This window comes from Leucobacter chromiireducens subsp. solipictus (assembly GCF_016758195.1).
Taxonomy (GTDB): Bacteria; Actinomycetota; Actinomycetes; order Actinomycetales; family Microbacteriaceae; genus Leucobacter; species Leucobacter solipictus.
Genome location: NZ_QYAC01000001.1, coordinates 690,029 through 701,990 on the forward strand (window position 1 = coordinate 690,029; position 11,962 = coordinate 701,990).

Annotated in this window: 8 protein-coding genes; 6 read left to right on the forward strand and 2 right to left on the reverse strand. The window is 68.7% G+C overall.

Features of this window, described 5'->3' with window-relative positions; genetic code table 11:
- The first annotated feature begins 168 nt into the window (after nt 1-168).
- The 5 genes from D3230_RS03210 to D3230_RS03230 all read left to right on the forward strand — a co-directional run bounded on the left by D3230_RS03210 (nt 169) and on the right by D3230_RS03230 (nt 5,630).
- Complete coding sequence (locus D3230_RS03210; protein ID WP_202343537.1) at nt 169-1,212, forward strand: hypothetical protein; 1,044 nt, start codon at nt 169-171, stop codon at nt 1,210-1,212.
- Between the two features lie 5 nt (nt 1,213-1,217).
- On the forward strand, nt 1,218-2,816 hold the full coding sequence (locus D3230_RS03215) for a hypothetical protein (RefSeq protein WP_337249060.1): 1,599 nt from the start codon (nt 1,218-1,220) through the stop codon (nt 2,814-2,816).
- Entirely contained in the window at nt 2,813-3,715 is a 903-nt protein-coding gene (locus tag D3230_RS03220) for an ABC transporter ATP-binding protein (RefSeq protein WP_420029011.1), read from the forward strand. The genes D3230_RS03215 and D3230_RS03220 overlap by 4 nt, the downstream gene beginning before the upstream one ends.
- Nucleotides 3,712-4,926, forward strand: coding sequence for an ABC transporter permease (locus D3230_RS03225; protein WP_202343538.1), 1,215 nt, complete (start codon nt 3,712-3,714; stop codon nt 4,924-4,926). The genes D3230_RS03220 and D3230_RS03225 overlap by 4 nt, the downstream gene beginning before the upstream one ends.
- Nucleotides 4,927-5,021: 95 nt before the next feature.
- Nucleotides 5,022-5,630 (forward strand): hypothetical protein, encoded by a 609-nt coding sequence (locus D3230_RS03230; protein ID WP_202343539.1) that lies wholly within the window; start codon nt 5,022-5,024, stop codon nt 5,628-5,630.
- Here D3230_RS03230 and D3230_RS03235 read toward each other — a convergent pair.
- Complete coding sequence (locus D3230_RS03235; RefSeq protein ID WP_202343540.1) at nt 5,621-6,667, reverse strand: hemolysin family protein; 1,047 nt, start codon at nt 6,665-6,667, stop codon at nt 5,621-5,623. The two genes, D3230_RS03230 and D3230_RS03235, sit on opposite strands and share 10 nt — an antisense overlap.
- Entirely contained in the window at nt 6,664-7,998 is a 1,335-nt protein-coding gene (locus tag D3230_RS03240; RefSeq protein ID WP_202343541.1) for a CNNM domain-containing protein, read from the reverse strand. The genes D3230_RS03235 and D3230_RS03240 overlap by 4 nt, the downstream gene beginning before the upstream one ends.
- A 244-nt stretch (nt 7,999-8,242) precedes the next feature.
- On the opposite strand from D3230_RS03240, the gene D3230_RS03245 reads away from it, so the two are divergent.
- Entirely contained in the window at nt 8,243-11,956 is a 3,714-nt protein-coding gene (locus D3230_RS03245) for a multifunctional oxoglutarate decarboxylase/oxoglutarate dehydrogenase thiamine pyrophosphate-binding subunit/dihydrolipoyllysine-residue succinyltransferase subunit (RefSeq protein WP_237466667.1), read from the forward strand.
- Nucleotides 11,957-11,962: the final 6 nt, after the last annotated feature.

Below are 11,962 nucleotides of genomic sequence, written 5' to 3' on the forward strand. Positions count from 1 at the left end.
ATGCGGGGGGATTCGCCCGCGACGGGCCGAAAACCACTGCACCGCATCGTACCCAGGTACCCCTTCTGTGGAATACTCCCGAGGGCCGCGCGCTGCTGTGCTACGTTGACGGGGATTCGCGACTCGAGTGCGGGATGGGCCCGCACCGCTAACCCCCGAAGAGGTGCCATGTCTGTACGCACGAGTTCCGCCCGGTACTGGGTTCCCGCCGCCGTTGCGGTCGCCGCGATTGCCCTCACCGGGTGCAGCGGCGGAGGCGAGTCGAAGGGCGGTGCCAGCGCCGCCGAGGAGGGCCCGCTCACCACCTACATGTCGGCGCTGTGGGACGACGAGGCGATGAGCCAGGAGAAGCTCGACGCGGAGAACCTCAAGACCGAGGAACTCGTCGCGGCGTGCATGACCCAGGAGGGCTTCGAATACGAGCCCAACACGAACAATGGCGGCGTGGTCACCATGTCTGACGAGGAGTCGGACGGCCCCGAGTGGGGCTCCGAGGAGTTCGCGAAGGAGTACGGCTACGGCATCGTTGACTTCCCGGGCGGATCGGCGATGGCCGGCCCGGACGAGGAGTACGTCGACCCGAACCAGAAGTACATCGAGTCCCTCAGCGAGTCCGAGCAGATCGCTTTCAACGAGACGCTCTACGGCCCCGGCCCCACCGAGGAAGAAATGGCCGCCATGGAGGAGGGCGGATCCTTCACGAGCAGCTGGGAGACGCAGGGCTGCTATGGCAAAGCGCATCACGAGACCCAGAAGGACTCCCCTGGCGGCATGGCCGCGTACGAGGATCCAGAATTCGCCGAGCTGTTCGAGTCGATGAACGAGGTCTACGCTGCCGTGGCCTCGGAGGACTCGATGAGCCCCGAAATCGAACAGCTCAACCGCGATTGGTCGGACTGCATGGCCGAGGCCGGCTACCCCGATCTCACCGACCCGATGACCGCGCAGAACGAACTGAGCGACGAGTACTACTCGGCTCAGGAGTTCAACGACGAGACCGGGGAGGTCACGGAGCCGAGCAAGTCCGAGAAGGACGCCTTCCAGAAGCGCGAGATCGAGATGGCGACCGCGGACTTCCGGTGCAAGAAGGAGCTGAAGTACGACGAGAAGCAGCAGAAGGTGCTGTTCGCGGCGGAACAGAAGTTCGTCGACGAAAACAAGGCCGCGCTCGACGCGCTCATCGCCAAGCACGGCGTCACGAAGAAGGACTAGCACCGGTGAAGACCCCGCGGTTCCGCGCCCGTTCGCGCGCCACGAAGTCCGGCGAGCCACCCGCGGCAGCGGGCGAACCGGACACCGACGTTCCCGAGATCTCGGACGCGGCGGGCGACGCGAACGACCCCGGGACGGCGGGAACCGACGACGGGCCCGGGGAGCCGGCCCCGTCGACCACGCGCGGGAGCTGGTGGCGCGGGCCGTGGTCCGGGACGCGTCTCGTCGCGCTCATCGCGGCCGTCGCGGTCGTGTCGCTCCTGATCGGTGTCGGAGTGATGCAGTTCATCGTCTCCCCGGCGGAGCTTGCCGCGCGCACCGCTCCGCCGAAGGCCGGGCCGGTCACCGCCCCCGTGGAACTGCGGGCGATCGAAAACACCGTCGTGTCGCGTGGCGAGGTGACCTACGCCGACGCCGTCACCGTGACGATCGATGCGGGCGGCGGCGAGGCCCGCCCCGTCGTCACGGGGCACGTTCCCGAGTCGGGCACCGTGTTCAACGCCGGCAATATCGCGCTCGAGGTTGCCGGGCGCCCCGTCATCGTGCTCCCCGGCGCGCTCCCCGCCTACCGCACGCTCAGCGTGGGGATGCGGGGCCCCGATGTGGTGCAGCTGAAGACCGCGTTGAGCGCGATGGGGTACTGGCCGGGCGATGTGGGATCGGACCTGTTCGAGTACGACACCGCATCGGCCCTCGGGACCCTGTACGAGCAGATCGGGTACGCCGCTGCTGCGGGCGGCCCCGACGCGCAGGAGACGCTGCAACAGGCGGAACGCGCGGCGCGAGACGCGGGCGTGCAGCTGGCACAGGCCCAGGCCACGCTGCAGCAGGCGATCGCCGACGGTGCGAGCAATCCGCTCGCCGAGCAGGCCGCAGTCACCTCGGCGAATGATGCCCTCGTCGACGCGCAGCAGTCGCTCGCGACCGCGCAGGAGGGTGTGCTCCCCACGCTCCCCTCGAGCGAGGCACTCTTCCTCAGCGACTTGCCCCGCCGCGCGGACGACGTGAGTGTGAAGCGCGGCGACATCCTCTCCGGCTCCCCGATGACCGTCTCCGGTGCCACGTTGACCATCGAAGGCACCATCTCCCAGGAGGACGCGGAGCTGCTCAGCGAGGGGCTCACCGCGACCTTCCCCGGCCCCGGCGGCGAAGACCTCACCGCGACCGTGCAGAAGATCATCCCCCCGAAGAGCGGGGGCGGCTCGGGCGGCGGCGCTGGCGGCGGTGACGACGCCAGCGGCGGCGGGAACGGAGACGGCGGGGGCGGCAACAGTGGCGGATCGGATTCGAGCCGGTACTCCGTGCGGCTGACTCCTGGCGAACTCACCCCCGAGCAGATCGATGTGCTGCGCGGCAGCAACGTCCGCGTGCGCATCCCCGTCGCCTCCACCGAGGGCGAGGTGCTCGCCGTTCCGATCGCCGCGCTGTCCGCAGGGTCCGGCGGCGAGGACCGGGTAGAGCTCCTGGTGTCCCGGGGGACCGGCGACGACGCGAAGACCGAAAACGTCACCGTCACGGCGGGGCTCGCCGCCGACGGCTACGTCGAGATCACCTCGGACGACCCCCGGATCGAACCGGGAGCGCAGGTCGTGGTCGGCGAATGAGCCGCATCGACGAGCTCTTTGCCGCCCCGAGAGACCCCGGCTCCGCGGACGGCGAGGCCGCCATCCCCGAGGGGCCGGCGGGCGCCACGCGCCGCACCCTGCGAGACCGGCTGCGCGGGCCCCGCGCCCGCTCGCGGGGCCGGACCGATGAGGACGGTGATACCGCGGCCACGGCCGTGGCCACGGCACCCCCCGCGGCCACGGTCGAGGGCAATCCCGACTTCGCGGGGCCGATCATCGAGCTCGAAGACGTGACGCGGTTCTTCCCCGGACCGCCGCCCGTCAACGCGCTGCGCGGCGTTAACCTGGCGGTCGAGCGCGGCGACTACCTCGCGATCGTCGGGCCCTCGGGATCCGGCAAATCCACGATGCTCAACACGCTCGGGCTCCTGGACCGCCCCAGCACCGGGCGGTTCCTGTTCGAGGGCATCGACGTCGCGGGGCTCAGCGACGATGAACGCTCGGCGCTGCGCGGGCGCGCGGTGGGCTTCGTGTTTCAGTCCTTCCACCTCATGCCGACCCGCAGCGTGCTCGACAACGTCATGCTGGCGGGGACCTACGCGGGGCTCACCCGCGATGAGCGCGAGCCGCTCGCGCGCGCCGCGCTCGATCGCGTCGGCCTGGCGCACCGCGTCGATTTCTCCCCCAACACGCTTTCGGGCGGCGAGCGGCAGCGGGTCGCGATCGCGCGCGCCGTCTGCACCTCCCCCCGGCTGCTGCTCGCCGACGAGCCCACCGGCAACCTCGACCGAGAGAACTCCGCGTCGATCATGCGCCTGTTCCAGGAGCTCAGCGCCGACGGCCTCACCATCGTCATGATCACCCACGATCAACACGTCGCCGACGCCGCCCAGCGGCGCGTGCGCATCAACGACGGCGAACTCTCGGAGCTGTCATGAGCGGCCACATCTCGCTCCGCGCCCTCGTGCATGAGGCCCTCGAAGGGATCGGGTCGCGGCCGTCCCGGCTCATCATCACCCTGCTCGGCACCGTGCTCGGGATCGCCTCGCTCGTGGCCACCATCGGCTTCGCCCAAACGGCGGCCGGGCAGATCACTCAGCAGTTCGACGCGCTCGCAGCCACCCGCGTCACCGTGGCCCCGGGCTCGACCCAGGCCCCGGGCGGCAAGGAACGTGCGACCTCCAAACTCCCCTGGGATGCCGTCGAGCGGGTGGCGCCCCTGGCCGGCGTCGTCGATTCCGCGCTCATCGGAAAGCTCCCGGCCTCGGTGCGTGTGGAGGCCGTGCAGGTGCAGGACCCCTCCGAGCCGCAGAAGTCCTCGCCGCCGGTGATCGCCGCCTCCCCCGGCCTGATGACCGTGGTCAAGGGCGGGCTGCAGACGGGCCGCTTCTTCGATTCGGGCCATGACGCGCGCCACGACCGCGTGGTCGTGCTCGGCGCGGAAGCGGCGAAGCGCCTCGGCGTGAATCGGGTCACCGGCCAGCCCGCGGTGTTTATCGATGGCCGCGCGTACACGGTGATCGGCATCCTCGACGAGGTCGGAACCCGCAACAATCTGCTCGACTCCGTGATCGTGCCGCTCAGCACGGCGCGCTCGGAGCTCGCGCTCACCACCACGGAGAGCCTCGACATCCGGATCGACGTAGGTGCGGGATCGGTCGTGGCCCGGCAGGCCCCGATCGCGCTGAATCCGAACAGCCCCGATACCTTCAAGGTAGGTGCTCCCGCGAACTCCAACGCGCTTCAGGATCAGGTCGAGTCCGATGTGAACGTGCTCTTCCTCGCCATCGGCATCGTCGCGCTCATCGGCGGCGGCATCGGCATCGCAAACGTCACGCTGCTGTCCGTGTCCGAACGGCGCGGGGAGATCGGGCTGCGCCGCGCACTCGGCGCGCGGACCCGGGACATCGCCCAGCAGTTCATGCTGGAGTCCGTCACGATCGGACTTCTCGGCGGGCTCATCGGCGTGGTCGTCGGGCTCTTCGCCCTGATTGGCGTGTGCCTGGTGCAGGGGTGGACGCCGATCCTCGCGCCGTGGGCCGCCCCGGTGGGGGTGGTGGTCGGCGCGCTCGTGGGGTTGCTTGCCGGCGGCTATCCCGCGATCAAGGCGGCGCGCGTCGAGCCCGTGGACGCCCTGCGCGACGCGTAGCCCGAGCGACGCGACGCCCCGGAGGCTTTCGGCAGGCTCTCACTTTCCCCGCGTATGCTCGGCTCAGTTCGTCCATCGGGGAGGAGGTGTCAGCTGTGCCGGTCAAAGTCGGGTTGGAGTCAACGCTGCGCGCGCGGCGTTCCGCACGGACCGTGGGATTTGCGGCCGCGATCACCGCGACGCTCCCCCTGGTGCTGACCGCCTGCGCACCGGTGGCTGACGCCGAGGTCTACGCGGCGCAACTGCACGCGTCCGCGGACGCGGATATCCTGACCATCCCCACGGCCCGGGTGTACCAGGTCACCGAAACCAACGTCATGACGCCGATCAGTGGCGCGCTCGGCCGCGCACTGGATCACCCGGTCAAGTCGACGGGCTCCCTGGTCCTCAAGGATGGCGTCATCACCGAGGCCCACATCGGCCTCCACCTCGGCAGCTACCCCGAGGCGGTGTTCGAGCTCACGGAGCCCGCGGTGCTCCGCCGGGAGGGCAGCTCAAAGAGTACCGTCCGCGCGATCGGCACGGTGTCCGTTGATGGCTTACTCAGACACGACATCAGCGTGGAGCTCACCCCCACCGTGCTGACGCAGGAGTCGGTCGAGTTCGACGTGCAGTTCGCGGTTCCGGACAACCCCTTCCTCGTGGGCCGGAGTATCCCGCTCGATCAGCTCTCCGCGCACCTCGTACTCGACGCTCAGGAGTAGCGCTGCCGACGCGTCGCGTCGTGCACCTCGCCCACGAGCTCCTCGATGACGTCTTCAAGGAAGACGACGCCCAGCTCAGTCCCGTCGCTCTCCAGGATGCGGGCCAGGTGGATCCCCCGCGCCTGCATCCCCGCGAGGACGTCCTCGAGCTCCGCGGTCGCGGGGAACGAGACCATGTCCCGGATCCGCTTCGGGGGGATCGGTTCGGCAATGCGCTCCTCAGAGAGCCGCACCAGGTCCTTGATGTGGACGTAGCCGGTGAGGCCCCCATCCGTGGCGGCGATCGGGTATCGCGAGAAGCCGTGCTTCGCGACGGCTGCCTCGACGTCTTCCGGGGTGGCGCCGGCGGGCAGGATGACCAGCCGGTCCGCCGGCACCAGCAGATCCGCCGCCCGTTTCGTCGTGAACTCGAACGCCGCGGTCAGCGCGCCGCTCCGGTCCTCGAGCACGCCCTCGCGGGTGGAGTGGCTCACGATGCTTGCCACCTCTTCCAGCGTGTAGGTGCTCGTGGTCTCGGACTTCGGCTCGACTCGGAACAGTCGCAGCACGCCGTTGGCCATCGCGTTCATCGCGGCGATGATGTGCTTCAGGACCCGCGACACGGCGACGAGCGGGGGCGCGAGCAACAGCACGGCCTGGTCCGGGATCGAGAACGCCGCGTTCTTCGGGATCATCTCACCGAACACCACGTGCAGGTAGGTGACGATCAGCAGGGTCAGCACGAAGGCGGTGATGCTGACGGCCTGCGCGGACAGTCCAGTCCATGCGAGCGGCCCCTCCAGCAAGTGGTGGATCGAGGGCTCGGACACGTTCAGGATCAGCAGCGAGCACACCGTGATGCCGAGCTGACTCGTGGCCAGCATCAGCGTCGCGTGCTCCATCGCGTAGAGCGCCGTCTTCGCGCGCTTCGATCCCGCTTCGGCGCGCGGCTCGATCTGGGATCGGCGTGCCGAGATGACGGCGAACTCCGCACCGACGAAAAAGGCGTTCGCGATCAACAGCACCACGAGCCAGACGATTCCCATCCAGTCGCTCATCGGGGACTCTCCTCAGCCTCGTCGGATTCGCTCGGCAGTGGTGGCCCGGTGTAGCGCAGGCGCGCGATCCGACGCCCGTCCATGCGCTCCACCCGCAGCACCCCGCCGTCGGCGAGGGGAACCTCGTCGCCGACCTCGGGGATCCGCTCGAGTTCACGCAGCACAAAGCCGGCGACGGTGTCGTAGTCGCCGTCCTCGGGGATCGTCACGCCGGCCTGCTCACGCACCTCGTCCGGGCGCAGGTCCGCGGGGAACGTCATCTCGTCCGCGGTGCCGACGACGCCGGCGGCGGCGCGATCGTGCTCGTCCGCAACCTCCCCCACGATCTCCTCGACGAGGTCTTCAAGCGTCACCATTCCGGCGGTGCCGCCGTACTCGTCGACCACGATCGCGAGCTGGAAGCCGCTCGAGCGCAGGGCGCCGAGCAGCTGATCGAGCCGCATCGTCTCGGGCACGCGAACGACGTCTTCCGCAAGCGCCGCGGCGGGAACGTCGCGGCGCTTGGCGCGCGGCACGGCGACCGCGTGCTTCACGTGGACCACGCCGACGATGTCATCCCGGTCCTCGTCGATCACGGGGAAGCGGGAGAAGCCCGAGCGGCCCGAAAGCTCGAGCACGTCCTGGGCGGATTCGAGACGCTGCACGCTCTCGACCCGCAGCCGCGGCGTCATGACATCGGCGGCGGTCAGCTCGGAAAACCGCAGCGTGCGGTCCAGCAGGGTCGCGGTATCGGCTTCGAGGAGCCCGGCGCTCGCCGAGTGCCGGACGAGGGAGGACAGCTCCTCGGCCGAGCGTGCGCCGGAGAGCTCCTCTTTCGGTTCGATCCCGATGCTCCGCAGCATCCCGTTGGCGCTGCCGTTGAGCACGAGAATTGCCGGCTTGAACGTTGCGGTGAACGCGCCCTGCGCCGGCATCACCAGCTTCGCGGTCTGCAGTGGCCGCGCGAGCGCGAAGTTCTTGGGGACGAGCTCCCCGACGATCATGGAGAAGACCGTGGCGAGCGCGATCGCGATGGGGGCGCTGATGGTGCGGCGAAGATCCTCCGGCACGCCGATCGCCCCGAGCGGGGCGTCAAGGAACGCGCTGATCGACGGTTCCAGCGTGTAGCCGGCGAGCAGCGTGGTCAGGGTGATGCCGAGCTGCGCACTCGACAGGTGCGTCGACGTGATCGACAGCCCGCGGATCACCCGATCGAGGCCCCGCTCCCCCGCGTCACGTCGACGCTCGAGCTCTTGCCGGTCGAGCGCGACAAGCGAAAACTCCGCCGCGACGAAGATGCCGGTCCCGACGGTCAGAATCAATCCGATCAGCAGCAGTATCCAGTCGTTCACCGGCAGCTCCTGAGCGGTGCAGGCTGCCGCGCGTCCGCGCGGCAGCTACTCGGAGGGTCTGAGGGTCTTCGAGAGCCAGAATCCATAGTGATGGCCACTTTATCACCGCGGGCTGAGAATCTACGCAGGAGCTATGCCGCGAGTTCCCCCAGAAAGGCGTAGGGTTGAACATGGTACGGCTACGGTGCTGCACCCCGATCACCGAAACTTGCCACGCAAGTGGCACGACCGAGAGGAACCCGCTTTGGCAGAGCGCACGGAGACCACCGATCAGGTTGGTCCCGCAGAAGATTTTGGCGCAAATGCTTGGCTCGTCGATGAATTGTGGAAACAGTTCCAGGTCGACAAGAACTCGGTCGACCAATCGTGGTGGCCGGTGCTGGAGCGGTACGGGAAGACCGCCCAGGCGAGCGCAAGTGCAACACCGGGCGCGGCAGCGGCGCCGCCCGCGACCGCGACGGGACCGGTGACGACGCCGATCACCTCGCCTGCACAGCCCGCACGCACCACGAACACCGCGCCGCGCACCACGCCGATCCCGGCCGACGCCCCGCGCAGCGCCCCGGCCTCGGCCACGGCGGAAGACCCGGACGTCGTCGAGGACGTCGTCACCCCGCTCAAGGGCATGGCCCGCACGCTGTCGAAGAACATGGACCAGAGCCTCACGGTTCCGACCGCGACGAGCGTCCGCACGATCCCGGCAAAGCTGCTGATCGACAACCGGATCGTCATCAATAACCACCTCCGCCGCAGCCGCGGCGGCAAGATCTCCTTCACGCACCTCATCGGCTGGGCACTGATCCAGACGCTCAAGGAGTTCCCGAGCCAGAACGTGGCCTACACGGAGGTCGACGGCAAGCCCTCGATCCTGGTCCCCGCGCACGTCGGCCTCGGCATCGCCATCGATCTGCCGAAGCCGGACGGCTCGCGCTCGCTCATGGTGCCGGCAATCAAGCGCGCGGAGACGCTCGATTTCAACGAGTATCTGACCGCCTACGAGGACCTCGTGAAGCGGGCCCGCGGGGGCAAGCTCACGGCGAGCGATTTCCAGGGCGGCACGGTCTCCCTGACCAACCCCGGCGGCATCGGCACGGTGCACTCGGTGCCCCGACTCATGCAGGGCCAGGGCTGCATCATCGGCGCCGGCGCGCTCGAGTACCCTGCCGAGTTCCAGGGGGCCTCGGAAGACGTGCTCACCCGCCTCGGCATTTCGAAGACGATCACGCTCACCAGCACCTACGACCACCGCGTCATTCAGGGTGCCGGCTCCGGCGAGTTCCTGAAGCTTGTCCACGAGCGCCTGATCGGCGGCCACAACTTCTACGAGGACATTTTCGCCGCGCTGCGTATCCCGTACAAGCCGGTGCAGTGGGCGTCCGACATCCACGTCGATATCTCGGGCGCGATCGACAAGGAAGCCCGCGTCCAGGAGCTCATCAACTCCTTCCGCGTGCGCGGCCACCTGATGGCCGACACCGATCCGCTCGAGTACGTGCAGCGCACCCACCCGGATCTGGAGATCGAGTCGCACGGCCTCACTTTCTGGGACCTCGACCGCGAGTTCGTGACCGGCGGCATCGGCGGCCAGCGCACCATGAAGCTGCGCGACATTCTCGGCGTGCTGCGCGACTCCTACTGCCGCAAGATCGGCATCGAGTACATGCACATCCAGGATCCCGCACAGCGGCTCTGGCTGCGCGAGCAGCTCGAGGTGAACTACGCCAAGCCGAGCCGCGACGAGCAGATGCGGATCCTCGAGAAGCTCAACGAGGCCGAGGCGTTCGAAACCTTCCTGCAGACCAAGTACGTCGGGCAGAAGCGCTTCAGCCTGGAGGGCGGCGAGTCCGTGATCCCGCTGCTCGACGCCATGCTCGTCGACGCGGCGGAGGACGGCGTCGACAGCGTCGACATCGGTATGGCGCACCGCGGCCGCCTCAACGTGCTCTCCAATATTGCGGGCAAGACCTACGGGCAGATCTTCCGCGAGTTCGAGGGCGCGCAGTCCTCGAAGGCCGGCTCGGGCGACGTGAAGTACCATCTCGGCACCTCCGGCGTGTTCACGGCACCGAACGGCACGCAAGTGCCGATCCACCTGGCCGCGAACCCCTCGCACCTGGAGACCGTCAATGGCGTGCTCGAGGGCATCGTGCGCGCGAAGCAGGATCTCAAGCCGATCGGCTCGTTCACCACCCTCCCGATCCTCGTGCACGGCGACGCGGCGATGGCCGGTCAGGGCGTGGTCTACGAGACGCTGCAGATGTCGCAGCTGCGCGGCTACCGTACCGGCGGCACGATCCACATCATCATCAACAACCAGGTGGGCTTCACCACCCTCCCGCTCGACTCGCGCTCCGCCGTGTACTCCTCGGACGTGGGCAAGGTCGTGCAGTCGCCGATTTTCCACGTCAACGGGGACGACCCCGAGTCGGTGGTCCGCGTCGCCAAGCTCGCGTACGAGTTCCGGCAGCGCTTCCACATCGACGTGATCATCGACCTCATCTGCTACCGCCGCCGCGGACACAACGAGGGCGACGACCCCTCGATGACGCAGCCGCTGATGACCGATCTGATCGAGGCCAAGCGGTCCACCCGTCGCCTCTACACGAGCGCGCTGGTCGGCCGTGGCGATATCACCGAAGAAGAGTACGAGAAGGCCAAGCAGGACTTCCAGGCCCGGCTCGAACTCGCCTTCCAGGAGACCCACGCGGCGCAGACCGGCGCGATCCCGATCATCGACCAGAGCGGGATCGGCCAGGTCGCCGAGGTCGGCGGCCCCGGCCCCGCACCGCTCGAGACCGCGGTCGACCGCAGCGTGATCGAGCGCATCGGCGACGCCCACGAGAACAAGCCCGCCGGCTTCACGGTGCACCCGAAGCTGCAGCAGCTGTTGAAGAAGCGCACGGAGATGAGCCGCAACGGCGGCATCGACTGGGGCTTCGGTGAGCTGCTCGCCCTGGGCTCGCTCCTCATGGAGGGCACCGCGGTGCGCTTCGCCGGGCAGGACGCCCGCCGCGGCACCTTCGCCCAGCGTCACGCTGTCTTCCACGATCGCGCGAACGGGCAGGAATGGATCCCGCTGCTGAACCTCTCCGAGGAGCAGGCGCGATTCTGGATCTACGATTCCTTCCTGTCGGAGTACGCCGCGCTCGCCTACGAGTACGGCTACTCCTTGCAGCGTGAGGACGCCCTCGTGCTGTGGGAGGCGCAGTTCGGGGACTTCGCGAATACGGCGCAGGCCGTGATCGACGAGTACGTCGCCGCCGCGGAGCAGAAGTGGGGTCAGCGTTCCTCCGTCGTGATGCTGCTGCCGCACGGCTACGAGGGCCAGGGGCCGGATCACTCCTCCGCTCGGATCGAGCGCTACCTGCAGCTCTGCGCCGAGGACAACATGACCGTCGCGCGCCCGTCGACCCCGGCGAACTACTTCCACCTGCTGCGCCGCCAGGCCTACGCACGGCCGCGCAAGCCGCTGATCGTGTTCACCCCGAAGTCGATGCTGCGCTTGCGCGGCGCGACGTCGAGCGTGGAAGACTTCACGACCGGTCACTTCCAGCCCGTGCTCGACGACCCGAACGTGGGCGAGAAGTCGCAGGTGGAGCGCGTCCTGCTCGTCTCGGGCAAGATCTACTACGATCTGCGCGTGGCGCTCGACAAGAACCCGGACCCGCGCATCGCGCTGGTCCGCGTCGAGCAGTACTACCCGCTGCCCATCGTCGAGGTGGGGCGCGTCCTCACCCAGTACTCGGGCGCCGAGCTGGTGTGGGTGCAGGATGAGCCGGAAAACCAGGGTGCGTGGCCGTTCATCTCGCTGGAGCTCTCGAAGCACCTGGCGAACGACCGCATCAGCGTGGTCAGCCGCGCCTCGTCCGCGGCGCCCTCGACCGGCTCCGCGAAGGTCCACGCCGTCGAGCAGGAGGCCCTGATCGCACGCGCGCTGCGCTTCGAGTCCCAGGACTGACCCGGG